Source organism: Micromonospora sp. NBC_01796 (assembly GCF_035917455.1).
In the GTDB taxonomy this organism is placed as follows: domain Bacteria; phylum Actinomycetota; class Actinomycetes; order Mycobacteriales; family Micromonosporaceae; genus Micromonospora_G.
This window is the reverse complement of the sequence record NZ_CP109078.1, coordinates 1156853-1178425: the sequence shown is the minus strand read 5'-3', so window position 1 is coordinate 1178425 and position 21573 is coordinate 1156853. Positions and strand designations below refer to the sequence as shown.

Here is a 21573-nt window from a genome sequence, read left to right as displayed (position 1 = left end):
GCGGCTCACCGGCCGGGGGTCAGCCGGCCAAGGGTTCAGAATGCCCCCTTGAGGTGTTCCACCTGTGCCGGGCCGCGCGGTGGGGCGAAGACCGAGACCACGTCGAAGCGAACCTCGGCCGGATGGGCGCCGGACTGTTCCAGCCACTGCGCGGCCAACCGCCGCAACCGCCGCGCCTTGGCCGGCACGACCGCCTCGGCGGGAGAGCCGAAGGTGGCGCCCCGTCGGGTCTTCACCTCGCAGAACGCGAGCACGGGACCGTCCCAGGCGATGATGTCGATCTCCCCGGCGGGACCGTGCGGTCCGGCGGGCGTACGCCAGTTCCGGTCCACCACCCGCAGACCGTTCGCCACCAGGTGCCGTACGGCACACCGCTCGCCGTACGCGCCGACCGCCTTCCGTTCCAGCGTCATGGGGTCGAGGGTGAACGGACCGGCCGTACGGCGCAGCCGGCGAGGGCGAGCCTGTGGACGACGGGGCGCCCTGTGGACAGCCGGACGATCAAGCCACCATCGTGCTATGCGGCTGAGTGCCAGCGCTGGTCAGGCCGGTGGCGCGTACGCGTACGTCATGGGGTGCCATTCCAACCAGTCGCCGTGCCCGCCGGTGCGGCCCAGCACCTCGACGGTGGCCCGGCCGTCGCGCCAGGCGACCACGGTGAGCAGCGCGGCGGCGAGCACCCCCGGCGGTCCGGCCGTCGCCGGTCGTCGGTCGAGGAAGAGTTCGGCGCCGGAGACGGACGCCTCGTTGAGCACCACGGTCAGGTCACGCCGGGCGCCGAACCCGGCCAGGATCGCCGCCAGCCGCTGCCGGTCGGCGCGGTCGAGATAGGTCAGCGCCATCGAGGCGAAGACCACCGGCACCACCCCGTCCGGCACCTCCGTCAGCAGCGTGGGCAGGGTCTGCACCATGTCCCCGGCGACCAGTCGCGGCCCGACCAGGGCCACCTCCGCGAGGGCCGCCTCCAACCGGGCCAGCCGTTCGGTCTGCTCCGGCCAGACGCAGGCCCGCAACCAGTCGGTGGCCAGCGGATCGGTGGCGTCGATCGGGGCGAGGTCGATGCCGACCCGATCGGCGACGGTCAGCTCGGTGGCGGCCGGCTCGGGCCAACCGGGACCGTGCAGCCCGACCGTCATGGTCAGTGACTCCGGCACCCCCGCCGGCCCGTACGTCTCGGTGCGGCCGTCCGGGCCGACGTACCGGCAGGCGTACCGGTCGCTGATCAGCAGCAGGCCGGCGCTGGTGCCGAGTTCGACCAGGTGCAGCGGCCGGTCCTCGGCGTACGCGGCTGCCCGGCCGAAGCCCGCACGCAGCACCGCACCCCGCCGGGCCTCGTTGGTCTGGGTGGTCCTGGTTCCGCAGATCGCCGTCAGCTCGTCCCGGTACGCACCGACCAGGTCGGCGAACGCCAGGCCCAGCCCGTCGTCGACCTCCCGCCCACCGCCGAGGGTCGGCAGGTACGCCGCGAGCGGATGCCCCGCCGCGCTGGTCCGGAGCAGGTACTGCACGGCGGCGAAGTAGAGGATCGCCCGTCGCTGCCCGGGACCGGCGGCGCGCAACGGCCCGGACAGGTCCGGTCGTTCGGCGAGCAGTGCGGAGAGGTACTCGTACCGGGGGGAGACACCGCGGAACTCGTGCCGGGCGAAGCGGCGGAACATCTCCGCCAGGGCGAACTCCTCGGTAACCGTCATACCGGGTGATGGTCCGCCGACCGGCCGTCGCGCGCAGCGACCTTCGTCACGTGCAGGTACGCACCCCCGGCGGGTACGGCGCGAGCTCCCGTCGGGGAATCTCCGCATCGCGGATAAAAAGCGGCGCCTCGGCCGGAAGTCAGAAGCGGCAACAAGCCGGGCATCAAGGTCATCTAATTGGCGCCGCCTCGGGCGGGTCGTTTACGGTGCCCGATCGTGGACGGACAACGGAACTTCCCCGAGGGTCAGGAGCAGCCGCGCTGGTACGCCGACGAGCGCGGATATCCCGAGTCGGACTGGCGGACCAGCACCGACGCGCGCTACCCGGCGGAGTCCGAGCGCTATCCCGAGTCCGAGCGTTATCCGGCCGGCTCGGACCGGCACTCCGCCGACCCGGACGGCGACTCCCACCGGGACAGGTACCCCGCCGGTCCGGACCGCTTCGCCGTGGACCCCGACCGGTTCACCGCCGATCCTGACCGCCTCGGCAGTCGCGATCCTGACCGTCTCGGCAGTCGCGAGTCGGACCGGTTCACCGGGGAGTCGGATCGGTTCCGCGCCGATCCGGACCGGTTCCGCAACGAACCCGACCGGTACGCCCCCACCGGCTACGCCGACCCGATCGACCTGGGGCGGGACCCGCTCGAAGCGATCCGGATACGGCCGGACGCCGTCCCCGTACCGGCGGAGCGTGGTGGGCGGGACGCGGCGGACCCGGGGCGGGGCGGGGACGTACCGACCGGCCGGGGCGAGACCACCGGGCGGCTGGCCGAACCGGCGGTCGACGGTGGGTGGGGCGGGACCGAACCGGCCCACAGCGCGGGCGGTACGGAACGCCCGCCTCTGTCCGGCTACCCGATCGTCGCCGGTGGCCGCAGCGCGCAGGCGCCCGCCCCGGCCGTACCCGGTGCGGGTCTGTCGTCCCCGCAGGCCGACCCGGCCGCCGGAGCACTGCACCTGCCCACCGGCCCAATGATCATGATCCCGGCCCAGCCGGCCGACCTCCCGCCGGGACCGGAGTTCCCCACCGGCGAGCCCACCGGTCTGTACGGCGAGCCCGCCGACGGCCCCCGCCGGATCGGTCCGGGTGGCGCCCCGGCCGGGGACGGCGTCTACCGGACCCGCCGCCCGGTCATCGCCCTGCTCTTTGCCGTACTGGTGGTGATCTTCGAGGTGCCGGCGCTCCGGATCCTGGTCGACGGGGCGATCGGCGGGCCGGTATCGCCCAGCGGGGTCGTCTCCGGGGCATTCCTCGCATTCGGCCTCCCGATGTTCGCCACCGGCATGTACGCGCTGCTGACCGGGGGCGCGGCCATCGGTGATCCGGGCAGGGTGTGGCTGCGCCCGCCGACGGCGTACCTCACCGTCGGGTTGGTCCTGTTCGTCGCCGCCGCACTCGCCGCCGGCTGAGCGGGTACGCACCACCCGTTCCCCGCGTCACCGGTGTCCCCGCGTTCGCCCGGCCTGCCGGGCTTGTGCGGGGGCGGGGGGCGCGGGGCGTACACTTGGCAATGGCGACCGCCCTGCGCGGTCGACCTCGCGCGCCCTTTCCACGGTTGCCCGTGGGACGACGGCCCCCTGGTCCCGATCTTGATTGGGCCCACCATGACCGTCGACCAGGCGCCAGGACGCCGGGCCAACCGGCCCGGCGTGACAACCAGGGACATCGAAGGAGCACCCCACCATGGCCGTAGTGACCATGCGTCAGCTGCTGGAAAGTGGTGTCCACTTCGGGCACCAGACCCGCCGCTGGAACCCGAAGATGAAGCGCTTCATCTTCACCGAGCGCAACGGCATCTACATCATCGACCTGCGCCAGACCCTCGAGTACATCGAGACGGCGTACGAGTACGTCCGCCGGACCGTCGCCGAGGGCGGCAGCATCCTGTTCGTCGGCACCAAGAAGCAGGCCCAGGAGGCCATCGCCGAGCAGGCGACCCGGGTCGGCCAGCCGTACGTCAACCACCGCTGGCTCGGTGGCATGCTGACCAACTTCCAGACGGTCTACAAGCGGCTCCAGCGGATGAAGGAACTGGAGGCGCTCGGCGACCTCTCCGGCACCGCCGCGGGTTACACCAAGAAGGAGACCCTGCAGCTCTCCCGGGAGAAGATCAAGCTCACCCGGACGCTCGGTGGTCTGCGGGACATGACCAAGGTTCCGGCCGCGATCTGGGTCGTCGACACCAAGAAGGAGCACATCGCCGTCGACGAGGCCCGCAAGCTGGGCATCCCGGTGATCGCGGTGCTCGACACCAACTGTGACCCGGACGAGGTCGACTTCCCGATCCCGGGCAACGACGACGCGATCCGCTCCGCCGAACTGCTCACCCGCGTGATCGCGGCGGCGGTCGGCGACGGCCTGATCGCCCGCTCCGGCAAGCACCGTGGCGGCGACGAGAAGCCGGAGCCGGGTGTGGTGGCCGCCGACGAGCCGCTCGCCGAGTGGGAGCGCGAGCTGATCGAGGACACCGACAAGAAGGCCGACGACTCGGAGCCGAAGGCCGCGGAACCCGTGGCCGCCGCCGCTGAGTGACCCTGCCGCCGGGTCGGCCGGCCGCACACCGCGGCCGGCTGGCCCGAGCGCGTACGTGGACACCACGCGCCCGGACCGAGTTATCCCTTTAGCAGATCATCAATCGCAGTCCCAATCACCGAAGAGAGAGTCATGTCAGACTTCACCGCTGCGGATGTCAAGCGGCTCCGCGACCTGACCGGCGCCGGCATGATGGACTCCAAGAAGGCGCTCACCGAGGCTGAGGGCGACTTCGACAAGGCCATCGAGCTGCTGCGTATCAAGGGTGCCAAGGACGTCGGCAAGCGGGCCGGCCGTACCGCCGCGAACGGCCTGGTCGCCCACTCCGGCAAGGCGCTGCTCGAGCTCAACTGCGAGACCGACTTCGTGGCCAAGACCGCGGACTTCATCGCGCTGGCCCAGCAGCTCGTCGAGCACGGCGAGCAGGCGGGTGTGAGCGACGCCGAGGGGCTGCTCGCCTCGACGCTGGACGGCAAGACCGTCGCCGACCTGATCCAGGAGCAGTCCGCCAAGATCGGCGAGAAGCTGGTGCTCAACCGCTTCGCCGTACTCGACGGGACCATCGCGGTCTACCTGCACCGCAAGGCGCAGGACCTGCCGCCGGCGGTCGGCGTACTGGTCGAGTACACCGGCAAGACCGACGAGGCCGCCGACGCTGACGCGCGCGGCGCGGCGATGCAGATCGCGGCGATGCGGCCGAAGTTCGTCACCCGTGACGAGGTGCCGGCCGAGACGGTCGAGTCGGAGCGGCGCATCGCCGAGCAGACCGCCCGCGAGGAGGGCAAGCCGGAAGCGGCCCTGCCGAAGATCGTCGAGGGTCGGGTGAACGGCTTCTTCAAGGACTACGTCCTGGTCGAGCAGCCGTCCGTGACGGACAACAAGAAGACGGTCAAGCAGGTGCTCGCCGAGGCTGGCATCACCGTGACCCGCTTCGTCCGTTTCGAGGTCGGCCAGGCCTGACGGATCCCACCGTCGGTCCGGGCCACCACTGCGGCCCGGGTCGGTGAGGGACTGAGACAAACCACGAGGAGGCCGCCGGTGTACATGACAGGCACCGCGGCCTCCTCGTCACATAGGGTCGGCAGCGGCAGGTGCGGCGACGGGGCAGCGGACGGGATGTCCGCGGGAGAGAGGCGGGTCGGATGACGCAGGTGGTTAGTGATCGGAGCCTGGCGGCGGACGATCCGACGGCGCCGCCGCCCGGTCGGGCCCGCCGGGTGGTGCTCAAGCTCTCCGGTGAGGTCTTCGGCGGCGGGGCGATCGGGGTCGACCCCGACGTGGTCCAGGCCATCGCCCGGCAGATCGCGACCGTCGTACGCCGTGGCGTGCAGGTCTCCGTGGTGGTCGGCGGAGGCAACTTCTTCCGCGGCGCCGAGTTGCAGAAGCGCGGCATGGACCGCGCACGGGCCGACTACATGGGCATGCTCGGTACGGTGATGAACTGCCTCGCCCTCCAGGACTTCCTGGAGAAGGAGGGCATCGAGACGCGGGTGCAGAGCGCGATCACGATGGCCCAGGTGGCCGAGCCGTACATCCCGTTGAGGGCGATCCGGCACCTGGAGAAGGGCCGCGTGGTCATCTTCGGTGCGGGCGCCGGGATGCCGTACTTCTCGACCGACACCGTCGCCGCCCAGCGGGCGCTGGAGATTCGTGCCGACGTCGTGTTGATGAGCAAGAACGGGGTGGACGGGGTCTACTCCGCCGATCCGCGTACCGACCCGACCGCCAGCAAGTTCGACAAGATCACCTTCTCCGAGGTGCTCCGCCGTGGGCTCCGGGTGGCCGACGCCGCCGCGTTCAGCCTCTGCGAGGAGAACGGCCTGCCGATGCTGGTCTTCGGGGCCGAGGGCGACGACACCATCATCCGCGCCGTCGGTGGCGACCGGATCGGGACCTTGATCACGGCGTAAGCCGGGACCATCGAGCAGATCACGGCGTAAGCCGGGACCATCGAGCAGAGCACGGCGTAAGCCGGGACCGGACAGCAGAGCACGGCGTAAGCCGGGACCATCGAGCAGAGCGCGGCGCGAGCCGGGCAGCCGGGCATGAGAAACGACTACGACTTAGCAGAGGGAGGCGAGGGAGCAGGTGATCGACGACACTCTCCTCGAGTCCGAGGAAAAGATGGAACGTGCGGTCGAGCACGCCAAGGAGGAGTTCGGTGCCATCCGCACCGGGCGGGCCACTCCGGCCATGTTCTCCAAGATCATTATTGACTACTACGGGACCCCGACGCCACTGACCCAGATGGCGTCGGTCGGCGTACCCGAGCCCCGGATGGCGATCATCAAGCCTTACGACGCCTCGCAGCTGCAGGCGATGGAGAAGGCGATCCGCGACTCCGACCTCGGCGTCAACCCCGGCAACGAGGGCAACCAGCTCCGCATCCTGCTCCCGCAGATGACCGAGGAGCGGCGCCGGGAAATGATCAAGGTGGCGCGGAACAAGGCAGAGGAAGCCAAGGTGGCGATCCGCAACATCCGCCGCCGGGGCAAGGAGGAGTTCGACCGCATCGTCAAGGACGGCGAGGCGGGTGAAGACGAGGGGCGCCGCGCCGAGAAGGAGCTGGACGACCTCACCCAGAAGTACTCGACGCACGTCGACGAACTGGTCAAGCACAAGGAAGCCGAGCTGCTCGAGGTCTGATGTCCTACCTCGACCCCAACGGCAGCGCCGAGTCACAGGGCCGGCAGCGCCAGGACGGACCTGCCGGCCCGTACTGGCCGGATGCTCCCGAGGAGCCTCGACTTCGGGCGCGGCACACCGGTGCCGCGCCCGAGGCCGTTGCCGACCCGCCGGGCTATGCACCCGTGTCCGGGTACCGGCACGGTGACGCGCCGGCCCGTCGCGACGGCTACACCGGCCCGCCCGGTCCGTACGGGGGACCGCCCGGCCCGTACGCGGGCACGGACCGGCCGGACGGGCCTGCGTACGGACCGGGGGACTCCGGTGCGGGCTACCCCGGCGGCGGCTACCCGGGTGGCGACGACCTGGCCGACGCGGGTGCGGACGGGCTGACCGATCCCGTCGGCTGGGCACCGATCCGCGGCTTCGACCAGCAGAACCAGCAGAACCTGGTGGCGCCGCCCGGTTACCCGAACCAGCCGAGAGCGGACTACGGCGACCCCCGGCAGGGGCGGCCGGAGCAGGTCGACCCCGGCCGGCTGCACCCCGAGTACGTCGAGCACGGTCCGGGCGGGATGCCCGACGGTGCACCGGCCCTCGATCCGGAGGAGGCCGAGCCGACCGGCGCGCGTCCCCGTACCGGTCGACGTCGAGCCGGCCGTGGACGGCCCGCGACCCTACCGGCGAACAGCCGGGCCGGGCGCAACCTGCCGGCCGCGATCGGCGTCGGACTCGGCCTGGGCGCGGCGGTGGTCCTTCCGCTCGTCCTGCTGCCGGTCGCGTTCTTCCCGGTGATCGCGGCCGCGGTGGCGATCGGCATCTGGGAGATGACCCAGGCCGTACGGCGCGGCGGCGCCGAGGCGCCGTTGGTGCCGCTGGTCGTCGGTGGTGTGCTGATGGTGGGGCTGGCCTGGTGGGCCGGTCCGGACGCGCTCAGCCTCGGGCTCCTGGTGACCGTGCTGGCGACCATGGTCTGGCGGCTCGGCGACGGACCGGCGGGCTTCCAGCGGGACATCACCGCGGCGACGCTGATCGCCGTCTACGTGCCGTTCCTGGGTGGCTTCGCCGCGCTGCTCGCCGCCGAACCCACCAACGGGCCGCTGCGGGTGGTGGTGACCATCGCCGCCGTGGTGCTCTCCGACACCGGTGGGTACGCCGCCGGGGTGATGTTCGGCAAGCACCCGATGGCCCCGTCGGTGAGCCCGAAGAAGTCCTGGGAGGGCTTTGCCGGGTCGGTACTGGCGGCGGCCGGGGGCAGTGCCCTGCTGCTCTTCCTCCTCTTCGACGTGAACCCGCTCTGGGGAGCCCTCTTCGGGGTGGCCGTCTCGGGTGCGGCGGTCCTCGGGGACCTGGGCGAATCAATGATCAAGAGGGATCTCGGCGTCAAGGACATGAGCAATCTGCTGCCGGGACACGGCGGTCTGATGGACCGGCTGGACTCGGTGCTGTTCGCCGTACCTGTCGCTTATCTCCTGTTGGCGCTCCTGGTGCCGGTCGGCTGAGATGTTCCCACGTCCGCGACCTCACCGGGTTCACGTACCGGTTCGGACCCCTCGGCCAGGTACGTGCTTCCGTCGGCGTGGGAGACTGGACAAGCCATGACGAGCCTGCCCATGATCCAGATCAGTCCGGACGCGCCGACGGCGGCCGGGAAGTCCGCCCGCGCGGCAATGCCTCCGCGCCATCTCGCCGACCTCGCCCTGCCCGACCGGCAGGCGCTGGTCGCGGAGTTGGGCGAGCCCGCGTTCCGCGCCCGCCAGGTCTCCACCCACTACTTCGGTCGGCTGGTACGCGACCCGGCACAGATGACGGACCTGCCGGCCGCCACCCGCGACCGCATCACCGAGGCGCTGCTGCCGACCCTGCTGACCCCGGTCCGCGAGCTGGCCTGCGACGACGGCGCGACCCGCAAGGCGCTCTGGCGGCTGCACGACGGCTCGATGGTCGAGAGCGTCCTGATGGGTTATCCCGACCGGATCACCGTCTGCATCTCCAGCCAGGCCGGATGCGGCATGGCCTGCCCGTTCTGCGCGACCGGTCAGGCCGGCCTGACCCGGAACCTCTCCACCGCCGAGATCGTCGACCAGGCGGTCTACCTCGCCGGGGTGGCCGCGTCCGGTGCGGTCGCCGGTTCGCCGCCGAGGCTGTCGCACGTGGTCTTCATGGGCATGGGCGAGCCGTTGGCCAACTACTCCCGGGTGATCGCGGCGGTACGGCGGCTCTGCGCCCCCGCGCCGGAGGGGCTCGGCCTGTCCCAGCGCCACATCACCGTCTCCACGGTCGGTCTGGTGCCGGCCATCCGCCGGTTGACTGGCGAGGACCTCTCGGTGACCCTTGCGCTGTCGTTGCACGCGCCCGATGATGATCTGCGCGACGAACTCGTTCCGGTCAACCAGCGGTGGAAGGTCGCCGAGGTGCTGGATGCGGCATGGGACTACGCCGACCGCACGGGGCGTCGCGTTTCCATCGAGTACGCAATGATCAAAGATGTGAACGACCAGCCGTGGCGTGCCGACCTGCTCGGTCGGCTGCTGGCCGGACGGCTGGCACACGTGAATCTCATTCCGCTCAACCCGACGCCGGGCAGCCGCTGGGATGCCAGCCCGAAGCCGGTGGAGCGGGAGTTCGTCCGACGGTTGCGCGAGGCCGGGGTGTCGACCACGGTCCGCGACACCCGAGGGCGGGAGATCGACGGGGCATGTGGGCAGTTGGCCGCGGCCGAGGTGGCCACGTGACCGGGCACCGCGGATGGGCCGGCTGGCGCAGTGGGCTGCGTGATGAGCGATCGAAGCAGGAGACATAGTGGCGAGTCAGGGTCAACGCTTCCGGCGTAAGGCGCTCCGGCGGGGCTACAAGGTCGACGAGGTTGACACGTTCCTGGACCGGGTCGAGTCCACGCTCGCCGGTTCGCCGGTCGGCGCGCCCGTCGCCTCGGCGGAAGTCCACGACGTGGTGTTCCGGGTCCGTTTCGGCGGCTACGACGAGTGGCAGGTCGACCTGCATCTCGACCGGGTCGAGCGCCAGCTCGCCGAGTTGGAGGAGCGCGGCGGCGGCAGCCGGGGCGCCGACTCCCGCCTGCCGGCCCGGATGGGTCCGCCCGACCGGATGGGCGCCCCCGACCGGATGGGTCCCCCGGATCGCATGGGTCCCCCCGACCGGATGGGTCCGCCGGACCGCATGGGTCCCCCCGGACAGATGGGCCCTCCGGACCGCATGGGTCCCCCCGGACAGATGGGCCCTCTGGATCGCATGGGTCCGCCGGACCGGATGGGCCCTCCCGGCCCGATGGGTCCCCCGGATCGGATGGGGCCCCCCGACCGCATGGGTCCTCCCGGTCCGATGGGTCACCCCGACCGGATGGGTCCGCCGATGCGGGACGACCGTGCGCTGCCTCCGGGACAGCCGTCGCTGCCGCAACGACCGATGCCCGCCCAGGCCGGGCCGCCCCCGGACCCGTACGGACGGTACGACGAGCCGACCGGCGTCTTCGGCGGCGAGGTCCCGCCGCGCGGTGGTTATGACAACCCGCGTGGCCCCGGCGGCCCGCCTCCCGGTGCCCGTGGGCCGGCCGGTCCGCCCGGTCCCAACTTCGGGCCGTCGCCGGACGACCGTTTCGACGGTTTCGAGTCGGGACGCCACGGTAAGACGGACATGACCGCCGAAATCCGGATGCCCGACCGTGACCTGCGCGGCCGTGGCCCCGGTCCCGGACCGGGCATGGCGCCCGCGGGTGGTCCGCCGATCGCCGGCCCGCCCATGGGTGGCCCACCGATGGGTGGCCCGCCGGCTGGTGGCCCTCCGCCGATGCCCGGCGGCCCCGGTGGCGACATGCAGCGGGTCGACAACATCCGTCGCCAGTTCCAGGTCCGCCGCTTCGGTAGCGGGTACGACCCGGAGCAGGTGGACCGGTTGTTCGACGGAATCCTGACCAGCATGTCCGGGCGGGGGCCGATGCCGGTCAACCCGGCCGAACTCGACCTGATGAAGTTTGGCCTGGTGCCCGGCGGCTACTTCGAAGCCGAGGTTGACGCCGCGCTCAAGGAGGTGCAGGACATCCTGCGCCGCCGCTGACCGTCTCGATCATCCCGGGCAACCGGATAGAACATGAATTCAGGCCCGTCCCGGTTCCGGGACGGGCCTGAATGTGTACGTTGCCGGTGTACCGTGCCGATCCCGGCGGCCGCCGAGGATCAGGAACGGAGCCCGTTGCGACGCAGTACGGTGTCGCCGATCACGATCAGCAGCAGCCCGGCTGCGATGCCGATCAGCCAGATGTCCTCGGTCGCGCCCTCGTGGTTACCGACCAGCATGGCCAGCAGAGCCGCCGCGGAGACGACAGCGCCGATCCGGCCTGCCCTGCGGTGCCCCGGCTTGTGCTGATCGGGCGACGTTACCGGCTCGCTTCCTGCCACGTTCGGTCCTTCCCCTCACGATCGGATCTCCGGTTCAGTTTGGCACGCCGGTCACCGGCTGCGCCGGAGGGTCTCCACGCTGGCGTGAGGCAGCCAACCTGGCGTCGCGGGTTGGGCCCCGTACTCACTCCGGTAGCGTTTGGGCGTACGACTTGTTCTCTCGGTTGAAGGAGTGCGCGGTGCGAGTGACCGGTACGGGACACGCCAGTATGCGGATCGACACGGGTGCGGGCAGCATCCTGTGCGACCCGTGGGTCAACCCGGCCTACTTCGCCTCGTGGTTCCCATTCCCGGACAATTCACAGCTCGATTGGGAGACCCTCGGCCAGGTCGACTACCTCTACGTCTCGCACCTGCACCGGGACCATTTCGACGCCGCCCACCTGAAGCGGTTCATCTCGAAGAAGGCGACCGTCCTGCTGCCGGCGTACCCGACCTCGGAGCTGGAGGACGAGCTGCGGGACCTGGGCTTCACCAGTTTCCTGCGTACCACCAGCAACGAGGTGGTCGAGCTCGACGGCGGGCTCAAGGTGATGATCCAGGCGCTGACCAGCCCGACCGACGGCCCCATCGGTGACTCGTCACTCTGGGTCGAGTACGACGGCGTCCGGTTGCTCAACCAGAACGACGCCCGCCCGAGCGATCTGGACGTCTTCAGCGAACTGGGCCACGTGCACGCGCAGATGATCCAGTTCTCCGGCGCCATCTGGTACCCGATGGTCTACGAGCTGCCGGCGGCGGCGAAGACGGCGTTCGGCAAGCAGAAGCGCGACCGGCAGATGGACCGGACGATCCGCTACATCGACGACCTGAAGGCGTCCTACGTCTTCCCGATCGCCGGACCGCCCTGCTTTCTCGACGACGACCTGTGGCAGTTCAACGACATCCACGGCGACGAGGGCAACATCTTCCCCGACCAGCAGGTCTTCATCGACCACTACGAGGGGCTCGGTTACGACAACGGGGTCATCCTCCTGCCCGGCACCGTCTCCGAGCTGACCACCGAGACCTGCGAGACCACCCACCCGGTCGCCGACGTCCGCAAGTTCTTCGAGAACAAGGAAGAGCACCTGCGCGAGTACCAGGCCCGGCAGCGGCCGGTGATCGAGGCGGCCAAGGCGACCTGGCGGCACCCGGAGGTCGACGTCCTGGGTGAGATGAAGCGCCGGATCGAGCCGTTGCTCGAAGAGTCCGTCTACCTGGCCAAGGGCGTCGGCGGTCCGATCCGGTTCGACCTCATCGGTTACGACGGCGAGTCGGTCGAGTCGATCGTGGTGGACTTCCCGGGCAAGGAGGTCCGGGCAGCCGCCGACGAGAAGGTCCGCTACCGGTTCCGTACCGAGCGGACGCTGATCGAGTCGCTCCTGCACTCCGGCGAGGTCGACTGGGTCAACTCCCTCTTCCTCTCCTGCCGGTTCTCGGCCGCCAGGATCGGTCAGTACAACGAGTTCGTGTACGCCTTCTTCAAGTGCCTCTCCGAGGAGCGGCTCCAGTACGCCGAAGGCTGGTACGCCGAGCAGCGCCCGGACGCCGAGGACGTCACGCTCGGCGACTGGGTCGTACAGCGGCGTTGCCCGCACCTGAAGGCGGACCTGACCCGGTTCGGCATCATCGACGGCGACCAGCTCACCTGCCAGCTCCACGGGTGGCGCTTCGACCTGCCCAGCGGTCGCTGCCTCACCAGCGTCGGCCACGAGATCCGCGCCCACCGCGCCGGCACCGAAGCCCCCGTCCCCGCCGAAGCAACCACCACCACCGACTGACCCCGCCCCACCCGTAACGCCTCATGTAGAGAAAGAGTGGTTATCCGCCTCCGGATAGCCACTCTTTCTCTACATGAGCGGCAGCCCCGAGCGCGCGGCGCGAGCGCGCGAGTGCGGGGTCAGCGGTTGAGGTCGGTGAGGATGCGGCGGGCGGCGTTGTGTCCGGCGGCGCCGATCACGCTGCCCGCCGGGTGGCAGCCGGCGCTGCCGGCGTACAGGCCGTCGATTCCGGTGGCGTACGGCATCCGGTCGGCGAACGCGACCGTGTTGTCGACGTGGTGGATGTGCCCGCCGGTGATGCCGAAATGTGCCTCGATGCCGGGCGGGGGCAGGGGTACCGCGTCGGCGACCAGGTCGGCGGTGCCGGGGGCGTACCGCTCGCAGACCGCCAGCAGCTTGTCCACATAGGACGGCATCGCCTCGGCCCAGGTGGTGCCGGCCAGCTCGTACGGGACCGACTGCACGAACAGCGCCGACGAGTGGTGCCCCGCCTCGTCGCGCAGGGACGGGTCGACGGTGGTGTGCAGGTACCACTCGATGGTCGGCTCCTCCGGCAGCCGCCCGGCCCGCACGTCGGCCCACATCGCGCGCAGCGCCGCCATCGGGGACTCCCCGGCCGCCCCGTCGAGCAGGGAGGCCGAGCCGGGCAGCAGGTGGATGGTCGAGCCGAACGGGCTCGGGGCGTCCGCCGGCAGGCAGGAGAACCGCGGCAGCCCGGACAGTGCCAGGTTCAGCTTGAGCGTGGTGCCGGTACGGCGTACCGCCGCCATCCGTTCGCCGAGCGGGGCCGGCAGGGCGCCGTCGGGCAACAGGTCGATCAACCGGTACGGGTCACAGGCGCCGAGCACCACCTCGGCGTCGATCTCCCGCCCGTCGGCGAGCACCACGCCGGTGGCCGTACCGCCGGTCAGGGTGACCGTGCTGACCGGCGTACCGGTGAAGATCTTGGCCCCGGCGGCGCGGGCGGCGTCGGCGAAGGTCCGCGAGACGGTCCCCATGCCGCCCTCGGTGATCATCCAGGTGCCGTCGGCACCGGGCAGCCGGCACATGTTGTGCACCAGGAAGTTGTGCCCGGTGCCGGGGTCGTCCGGACCGGCGTTCAGCCCGGAGAGCCCGTCGGTGACCGCGTACATCGAGACCAGCAGCTCGGACCGGAACTCGAACCGGGCCAGGTAGTCGGCGACCGAGCCGGTGACCAGGTCGACGAAGATGTCGCGCAGCGCCGGCCGGATGTACCGCTCGGCGGTCTGCGCCACCGGCAGCGGCTCGGCCAGCCAGGCCGGCGCCAGGTCGTCGCGCAACGCCGCCAACTCGGCCTGCATGGCGTCGTCGGCGGCCACGTCGGCGGGGGAGAAGACCGACGCCATCTGCGCCCGGGTCGCCGCCCGGTCACTGCCGAAGAGCAGGTACGGCGAGCCGAGGCCGCCCGGCGTCGGCAGGAAGTAGTGCGGGTCGCGGCGTAGCACCGGGATCTTCACGTCCAGCAGGGCGATCAGCTCCGGCGGCATCAGCCCGAGCAGGTACGACCCGGTCGAGTGGCGCAGTCCCGGTACCTTCGCGAACGGCTGTTCGGTCCGGGTGGCTCCACCGAGGGTCCCGGACGCCTCCAGCACCACCACGTCGAGGCCGGCGCGGGCCAGCAGCACGGCGGAGACCAGACCGTTGTGCCCGGACCCGATGACCACCACGTCGGCCCGCCGGGGCAGCTCTGTGCTCATCCGGGGAGCCTAGTGCCGATCGGAGCCGTCCGGGAGGGTCCTAGGCTGAACCCGGATCTTGATCGTCACCCGTACCGGTGGCTGGCACCGCCGGGCGGGACGGGACGGGCGACGCGGGAGGATGTCGATGTTCGACTGGTGGGGTGCGGCGGTCGTACGGTTCCGCTGGGCGGTGCTCGGCGGCGGGCTGGCCCTGGTCCTGCTCGGCGCGACCTGGGGGACCGGGGTGCTCGGCTCGCTCACCGGCGGCGGCTTCGACGATCCGGCCAGCGAGTCCAGCCGTGCCCAGCAGCGGATCGTCGCCGAACTGGGTGAGCAGGGCGCCGACGTGCTGGTGCTCTACTCCTCCGCCACCACGACGGTGGACCAGCCGGCCGTCCGGGAGCCGGTCACCGCCACCCTGGAGCGCCTGCGCCAGCGGCCCGAGGTGGTCAGCGTGACCGACTGGTACGCCACCGGCGCCCCGGCCCTGCTCTCCACCGACCGGCGGGCCACCTACGCCCTGGTGCAACTGCGGGCCGGCGACGAGGACGGCAAGACCGCGGCCTTCGAACGGCTCCGACCGGACCTGGAGGCCCCCGGCGTACGGACCCAGATCGGTGGCAACGTGCCGTTCCTGGTCACCGCGAACAAGCAGACCACCGAGGACATCACCCGGGCCGAGACGCTCTCCCTCCCGGTCCTCCTGGTGCTGCTCATCCTGATCTTCGGCGGGCTGGTCGCGGCGGCCACCCCGCTGCTGATCGGTGGACTGGCCATCCTCGGCGCGTTCGTCGCCGTACGGCTGCTGCACCTGGTGACCGACGTGTCGGTCTTCGCCGTCAACATCATCACCCTGATCGGGCTCGGCATGGCGATCGACTACGCGCTCTTTGTGGTCAGCCGGTTCCGGGAGGAACTCGCCGCCGGGCACGACACCTCGGCGGCGATCGCCCGGGTGATGAACAGCGCCGGTCGTACCGTGCTGGTGTCGGGGTTGACCATCGCGTTGGCTCTGGCCAGCCTGCTGATCTTCCCCCAGGTGTTCCTCCGGTCGATGGGGTTGGGCGGGGTGGCGGCGGTGCTGGTCGCCATGCTCGCCGCCCTGACCGTGCTGCCGGCGCTGCTCGCCGTACTCGGCCCCCGGATCAACGCGCTCCGGGTGCCACTGCCGGGTGCCCGCCGCCGGGCCGCCCGAGCGGCTGCGTCGGCCGCTGCTGCCGCTGCGTCGGCTGCTGCGTCGGCTGCGGAAGGCGGGACCGGTGGGGCCGGTCGGGACGGGAGCGCGGTCGCCGGGGGCGGTTGGGCGCGGTTGGCGCGCAGTGTGATGCGGCGGCCGTTGCCGTACCTGGTCGGTGTGCTGGTGGTGCTGGCGATCCTGGCCGCCCCGTTCCTGCGGATCGAGTTCGGCGGGATCGACGAGCGGGTGCTGCCGGCCGACGCGCAGCCACGGGTGGTCACCGAGCGGATCGGCGCCGAGTTCCCCGGCGGCAACCCGAACCCGATCGAGGTCCTGGTGTCGGGGGTGCCGGCGGAGGTGACCGGCGGGTTCGCCGAGCAGGTCGGTCGGGTGTCCGGGGTCACCGGCGTACGGGTGGCGGCGAACCGGGGCGAGCACACCCTGCTCTCCGTGACGTACCGGGGTGAGCCGACCGGGGAGACCGCCCAGTCGGCCGTACGGGAACTGCGCCGGCTGCCCGGCCCGGCCGGCGCCGAGGTACTCGTCGGTGGTCGTCCCGCCGCCGACGCCGACCTCCTGCACAGCCTCGGTACGCGACTGCCCTGGATGGCGCTGATCATGGCGGCGGCCACCCTGGTGCTGCTCTTCCTCGCCTTCGGTTCGGTGGTGCTGCCGATCAAGGCGGTGGTGATGAACCTGGTCTCGATCGGCGCCTCGTTCGGCGTGGTCGTCTGGATCTTCCAGGAGGGGCACCTCGCCGGCCTGCTCGACTTCACCCCGACCGGCTTCATCGAGCCGAGCAACCCGATCCTGATGCTCGCCGTGCTGTTCGGGCTCGCCACCGACTACGAGGTCTTCCTGCTCTCCCGCGTACGGGAGGAGTGGGACCGGACCGGGGACAACACCGCCGCCGTCGCCACCGGGCTGCAACACACCGGCCGGATCATCACCGCGGCGGCGCTCCTGCTGGTCGTCGTGGTGGCCGGCTTCGCCACCGGGGGGACCACCTTCATCAAGCTGATCGGGGTGGGCATGATCGTGGCGATCGTGGTGGACGCGACCCTGGTCCGGGCACTGCTGGTGCCGGCGACGATGCGCCTGCTCGGCCGCTGGAACTGGTGGGCACCCGCTCCGCTGGCCCGCTTCCACCGCCGCTTCGGCATCCGTGAGTCCGGCCCCTCCTGATCCCCGGAGGGCCCGGTCGGGCCGGGCGTGCTCGACGGCGAGCAGATGACGTGCCATGTTCAAGATCGGCTTCCTTGCCGGCCGACCGACTTTTATGTGATCGCGACACGGCTTCGGGCTGGTCTAGGATCGCGGGCCATGACGGTGTTCGAGACCGAGCGGCTGGTCGTCCGGAACTGGACCGAGGAACCGGGCGACCTGAGCCGGATCTTCGAGATCTACTCCCTGGTGGAGGTCACCCGCTGGCTCGGGGCGTCGCCCGACCTCCCGCTCACCGATCCCGGGCGGGCCGCCAACGTGGTACGGCGCTGGCACGCCCGGCACGCCGATCACGGCGACCGCTACGGCGCCTGGGCGATCGAGCGCCGGGACACCGCACAGGTCGTCGGTACGGTGCTGCTCAAACCGCTGCCGGGTGCCGACGGCTCGACCCCCACCTCGGACATCGAGGTCGGCTGGCACCTGCACCCGGACTCGCACGGGCACGGCTTCGCCACCGAGGCGGCCCGGGGCGCGGTCGACCGGGAGTTCCCCCACGGGACCCCCGAGATCTACGCGGTGGTGTCGCCGGGCAACAACGCCTCGATGGCGGTCACCCGGCGGCTGGGCATGACGCCGATCGGCCGGCGGACCGACTGGTACGGCGGCGAGGAGTTGGAGACCTTTGTCCTGCGCCGTCCTGGGTGAGCCGGTCTCCCGTGGGGGATCGGCGGCCCGGATCGGCAGGTCACCGGCGGGGCGTGAGGCTCGGTGTCCGGTAGTCGGCGTGGTTCAGGGAGAATGTCCGGGTGAGCGTTCCCCGTGACATCGTGCTGCTCGGCTCGACCGGGTCGATCGGCACCCAGGCCATCGACATCGCTCGGCGCAATCCCGACCGCTTCCGGGTGGTCGCGCTCGGTGCCGGCGGTGGCAACGTGGCGGAACTCGCCGCCCAGGCCCTGGAGTTCGGGGTCGAGGCCGTCGGGGTGGCCAAGTCCTCGGCCGCCCAGGACCTGCAACTCGCCTTCTACGCCGAGGCCGCCAAGCGCGGCTACCCGAGCGGCGGCTTCCGCATCCCCAAGATCCTCGCCGGCCCGTCGGCGATGACCGAGTTGGCGCAGTGGCCGGCCGACGTGGTCCTCAACGGGGTGGTCGGCTCGCTCGGGCTGGCACCCACCCTGGCCGCGCTGCGCGCCGGTCGTACGCTCGCGCTGGCCAACAAGGAGTCCCTGGTCGCCGGCGGTGCGATCGTACGGGGTGCGGTGCAGCGACCCGGCCAGATCGTGCCGGTCGACTCCGAGCACTCCGCGCTGGCCCAGTGCCTGCGCTCGGGTGACCGGAGCGAGGTGCGCCGGCTGGTCCTGACCGCCAGCGGTGGACCGTTCCGGGGGCGGCGGCGGGCCGAGCTGACCGGGGTCACCCCCGAACAGGCGTTGGCGCACCCGACCTGGAACATGGGACCGGTCGTCACGATCAACAGCGCCACGCTGGTGAACAAGGCCCTCGAGGTGATCGAGGCGCACGAGCTGTTCGACGTCCCGTACGCCGACATCGAGGTGATGGTGCACCCGCAGTCGGTGATCCACTCGATGGTCGAGTTCGTCGACGGCTCCACCATCGCCCAGGCCAGCCCGCCGGATATGCGGCTGCCGATCGCGCTGGCCCTGGGCTGGCCGGACCGGGTGCCCGAGGCCGCCGCCGCGGTCGACTGGACCGCCGTACACACCTGGGAGTTCGCCCCGCTGGACGACGCGGCGTTTCCGGCCGTGCGGCTGGCGAAGCAGGCCGGGCTGACCGGCCGGGGTCGACCGGCCATCTACAACGCCGCCAACGAAGAGTGCGTCGCCGCGTTCGTGGCGGGTCGGCTACCGTTTCTCGGCATCGTCGACACGCTGGAGCGGGTCCTGGAGGCGGCTCCGGAACTGGACGAACCGGGTACCGTCGAGGAGGTGCTCGCGGCGGAGTCCTGGGCACGCGAGCACGCTCAGAAGATCATCGAGATGTCGGTGAAGGGAGCTTGATGCTGTACCTGCTCGGGGTCGTGGTGGTTGCCCTGGGGATTCTCATCTCGGTGAGCTTGCATGAGGCCGGACACATGGTGACGGCCAAGAGCTTCGGGATGAAGGTCACCCGCTACTTCGTGGGCTTCGGCCCCACCGTCTGGTCCTTCCGCCGGGGCGAGACCGAGTACGGACTCAAGGCGATCCCGCTCGGCGGTTTCTGCAAGATCGTCGGGATGACCCCCCAGGACGACGACGTCGACCCGGCCGACGAGCCGCGGGCGATGTGGCGGTTCCCGGTGTGGAAGCGGACGATCGTGATGTCCGCGGGCTCGATCACCCACTTCCTGCTGGCGATCGTGGCGCTCTGGTTCGCCGCGGTCTTCATGGGCCTGCCCAACCCCGACTTCCCGACCACCGAGGCGCAGGCCCGGCAGCAGCCGGCCGTGATCGCCCTGGCCGACTGCGTCGTGGTGGAGAACGTGCAGCGCGCCTGCACCCCGAACGACCCGCCGAGCCCGGCCGCCCAGGCCCAGCTCCGTACCGGGGACCGGATCACCGCGGTGAACGGGGCCGCCGTCTCCACCTGGGGCGACGTCCTCGACGTGGTCCGGCGTACGCCCTCCGACGCGCCCGCGAAGGTCGACTTCCAGCGCGACGGCGCCACCCAGCAGGCCGAGGTGAAGCTCGCCTCGGTGCAGCGCCCGCCCCTGGGTGACGCCACCGGCCCGGTTTCCCCGGTCTCCGCGCTCGGTGTCGGACTCAGCATCACCACCCCCGGCATGATCACCTACAGCCCGATCGACGCCTTCGGCGCGACCGCCGACTACACCGGTGACATGGCGGTCGGCACGGTGCAGGCGTTGCAGCGGATCCCGGAGAAGATCCCGGCCCTCTGGAACGCGATCACCGGTGGTGAGCGGGACGCGGACACCCCGATCAGCGTGGTCGGGGCCAGCCGGCTCGGTGGCGAGGCCGTCGCCAACGACGCCTGGGAAGTCCTCGTCCTGGTGTTCATCTCGCTGAACTTCTTCGTCGGTATCTTCAACCTGCTGCCGCTGCTGCCGCTGGACGGCGGCCACATCGCGATCGCCTGGTTCGAACGGGTCCGCACCTGGATCTTCGCCCGGCTGGGCCGCCCCGACCCGGGGCGCGTCGACTATCTCAAGCTGATGCCCGTAACGTACGTGGTGATCCTGATCGGTGGGGCGTTCACGCTGCTCACCGTCACCGCGGACGTGGTAAATCCGATCACGCTCTTCTCAAGGTGAGTGTCCAGTGACCGCTGTCAGTCTCGGTATGCCGGCCGTACCTCCGCCGCCGCTCGCACCCCGGCGGATCAGTCGCCAGATCATGGTCGGGTCCGTACCGGTCGGCGGCGGTGCCCCGGTCTCGGTGCAGTCGATGACCACCACCCTTACCTCCGACGTGAACGCCACGCTCCAGCAGATCGCCGAGCTGACCGCGTCCGGATGCCAGATCGTCCGGGTTGCCGTGCCCTCCCAGGACGACGTGGAGGCGCTCCCGGCGATCGCCAAGAAGTCGCAGATCCCGGTGATCGCCGACATCCACTTCCAGCCGAAGTACGTCTTCGCCGCGATCGACGCGGGCTGCGCGGCGGTCCGGGTCAACCCGGGCAACATCCGGCAGTTCGACGACAAGGTGGCCGAGATCGCCCGCGCCGCCGAGGCGGCCAGGGTGCCGATCCGGATCGGTGTGAACGCCGGCTCCCTGGACAAGCGCCTGCTCGCCAAGTACGGCAAGGCGACCGCCGAGGCACTGGTCGAGTCGGCGCTCTGGGAATGCTCGCTGTTCGAGGAGCACGGCTTCCGGGACATCAAGATCTCGGTCAAGCACAACGACCCGGTGGTCATGATCCGGGCGTACCGGCAGCTCGCCGAGCAGTGCGACTATCCGCTGCACCTCGGGGTGACCGAGGCCGGGCCGGCGTTCCAGGGCACCATCAAGTCGGCGGTCGCGTTCGGCGCGCTGCTGGCCGAGGGGATCGGCGACACGATCCGGGTCTCGCTCTCCGCGCCGCCGGTCGAGGAGATCAAGGTCGGTAACCAGATCCTGGAGTCGCTGGGCCTGCGCGAACGGGGTCTGGAGATCGTCTCCTGCCCGTCCTGCGGTCGGGCCCAGGTCGACGTCTACAAGCTGGCCGAGGAGGTCACCGCCGGTCTGGAAGGGCTGCCGGTGCCGCTGCGGGTCGCCGTCATGGGCTGCGTGGTCAACGGACCGGGCGAGGCCCGGGAGGCCGACCTCGGCGTCGCGTCGGGCAACGGCAAGGGCCAGATTTTCGTACGCGGTCAGGTGGTCAAGACGGTGCCCGAGGCGCAGATCGTCGAGACGCTGATCGAAGAGGCGCTGCGGTTGGCGGATGAGATGGGTGCGGAGTTGCCCGAGGAGCTGCGGGACATGATCACCGGGCCTACGGTGACTGTTCACTAGGGGGTTTTCCGGGCGGCGTCCCCACTCTGGGTCGTCAGGCTTGATCCCCGTCGTGGG

18 protein-coding genes are annotated in these 21573 nt (G+C 71.0%); 14 read left to right on the top strand and 4 right to left on the bottom strand.

The window, feature by feature from the left end; all coding sequences use genetic code 11:
• Positions 1–35: 35 nt before the first annotated feature.
• Together OIE47_RS05385 and OIE47_RS05380 are read right to left on the bottom strand one after the other, a co-directional pair.
• The gene (locus OIE47_RS05385; protein ID WP_326560383.1) at positions 36–413 is read right to left on the bottom strand and encodes a YraN family protein; all 378 of its coding nucleotides are present in this window, start codon (positions 411–413) and stop codon (positions 36–38) included.
• A gap of 129 nt (positions 414–542) precedes the next feature.
• Positions 543–1691, bottom strand: coding sequence for a DUF2332 domain-containing protein (locus OIE47_RS05380; RefSeq protein WP_326560382.1), 1149 nt, complete (start codon positions 1689–1691; stop codon positions 543–545).
• A gap of 216 nt (positions 1692–1907) precedes the next feature.
• On the opposite strand from OIE47_RS05380, the gene OIE47_RS05375 reads away from it, so the two are divergent.
• From OIE47_RS05375 to OIE47_RS05340, 8 genes are all read left to right on the top strand, one after another.
• The gene (locus OIE47_RS05375; RefSeq protein WP_326560381.1) at positions 1908–3101 is read left to right on the top strand and encodes a hypothetical protein; all 1194 of its coding nucleotides are present in this window, start codon (positions 1908–1910) and stop codon (positions 3099–3101) included.
• Between the two features lie 274 nt (positions 3102–3375).
• Positions 3376–4224, top strand: a complete 849-nt coding sequence (gene rpsB, locus OIE47_RS05370; protein WP_326560380.1) for a 30S ribosomal protein S2 — start codon at positions 3376–3378, stop codon at positions 4222–4224.
• A gap of 132 nt (positions 4225–4356) precedes the next feature.
• Positions 4357–5184 (top strand): translation elongation factor Ts, encoded by an 828-nt coding sequence (tsf, locus tag OIE47_RS05365; protein WP_326560379.1) that lies wholly within the window; start codon positions 4357–4359, stop codon positions 5182–5184.
• Between the two features lie 182 nt (positions 5185–5366).
• Positions 5367–6134 carry a UMP kinase gene (pyrH, locus tag OIE47_RS05360; RefSeq protein WP_326560378.1) on the top strand — a complete coding sequence of 256 codons (768 nt, stop codon included), beginning with the start codon at positions 5367–5369 and terminating at the stop codon, positions 6132–6134.
• Positions 6135–6312: 178 nt separating this feature from the next.
• Positions 6313–6870 carry a ribosome recycling factor gene (frr, locus tag OIE47_RS05355; protein WP_326560377.1) on the top strand — a complete coding sequence of 186 codons (558 nt, stop codon included), beginning with the start codon at positions 6313–6315 and terminating at the stop codon, positions 6868–6870.
• On the top strand, positions 6870–8351 hold the full coding sequence (locus OIE47_RS05350; protein ID WP_326560376.1) for a phosphatidate cytidylyltransferase: 1482 nt from the start codon (positions 6870–6872) through the stop codon (positions 8349–8351). The genes frr and OIE47_RS05350 overlap by 1 nt, the downstream gene beginning before the upstream one ends.
• A 96-nt stretch (positions 8352–8447) precedes the next feature.
• Positions 8448–9584, top strand: a complete 1137-nt coding sequence (gene rlmN / locus OIE47_RS05345; protein WP_326560375.1) for a 23S rRNA (adenine(2503)-C(2))-methyltransferase RlmN — start codon at positions 8448–8450, stop codon at positions 9582–9584.
• A 67-nt stretch (positions 9585–9651) separates the two neighbouring features.
• Positions 9652–10920, top strand: a complete 1269-nt coding sequence (locus tag OIE47_RS05340; protein ID WP_326560374.1) for a DivIVA domain-containing protein — start codon at positions 9652–9654, stop codon at positions 10918–10920.
• Positions 10921–11039: 119 nt separating this feature from the next.
• Here OIE47_RS05340 and OIE47_RS05335 read toward each other — a convergent pair whose 3' ends face one another.
• Entirely contained in the window at positions 11040–11261 is a 222-nt protein-coding gene (locus OIE47_RS05335; RefSeq protein WP_326560373.1) for a DUF2631 domain-containing protein, read from the bottom strand.
• 179 nt (positions 11262–11440) lie between these two features.
• Here OIE47_RS05335 and OIE47_RS05330 point away from each other — a divergent pair, with 179 nt between their 5' ends.
• Positions 11441–13024, top strand: coding sequence for a Rieske 2Fe-2S domain-containing protein (locus OIE47_RS05330; protein ID WP_326560372.1), 1584 nt, complete (start codon positions 11441–11443; stop codon positions 13022–13024).
• Between the two features lie 119 nt (positions 13025–13143).
• Here the strand turns inward: OIE47_RS05330 and OIE47_RS05325 are convergent, their stop codons facing one another.
• Entirely contained in the window at positions 13144–14742 is a 1599-nt protein-coding gene (locus OIE47_RS05325) for a phytoene desaturase family protein (protein ID WP_326560371.1), read from the bottom strand.
• A 127-nt stretch (positions 14743–14869) separates the two neighbouring features.
• Between OIE47_RS05325 and OIE47_RS05320 the strand changes: the two genes are divergently transcribed.
• From OIE47_RS05320 to ispG, 5 genes are all read left to right on the top strand, one after another.
• On the top strand, positions 14870–17086 hold the full coding sequence (locus OIE47_RS05320; protein WP_326560370.1) for an MMPL family transporter: 2217 nt from the start codon (positions 14870–14872) through the stop codon (positions 17084–17086).
• Positions 17087–17224: 138 nt separating this feature from the next.
• On the top strand, positions 17225–17773 hold the full coding sequence (locus tag OIE47_RS05315; RefSeq protein ID WP_326560369.1) for a GNAT family N-acetyltransferase: 549 nt from the start codon (positions 17225–17227) through the stop codon (positions 17771–17773).
• A gap of 101 nt (positions 17774–17874) precedes the next feature.
• A complete protein-coding gene (gene dxr / locus OIE47_RS05310) occupies positions 17875–19086 on the top strand; it encodes a 1-deoxy-D-xylulose-5-phosphate reductoisomerase (protein WP_326560368.1) in 1212 nt (403 codons plus the stop codon).
• Positions 19086–20336, top strand: a complete 1251-nt coding sequence (locus tag OIE47_RS05305; RefSeq protein ID WP_326560367.1) for a M50 family metallopeptidase — start codon at positions 19086–19088, stop codon at positions 20334–20336. Before dxr ends, OIE47_RS05305 begins: the two co-directional genes overlap by 1 nt.
• A gap of 7 nt (positions 20337–20343) precedes the next feature.
• Positions 20344–21516 carry a flavodoxin-dependent (E)-4-hydroxy-3-methylbut-2-enyl-diphosphate synthase gene (ispG, locus tag OIE47_RS05300; RefSeq protein ID WP_326560366.1) on the top strand — a complete coding sequence of 391 codons (1173 nt, stop codon included), beginning with the start codon at positions 20344–20346 and terminating at the stop codon, positions 21514–21516.
• Positions 21517–21573 lie beyond the last annotated feature (57 nt).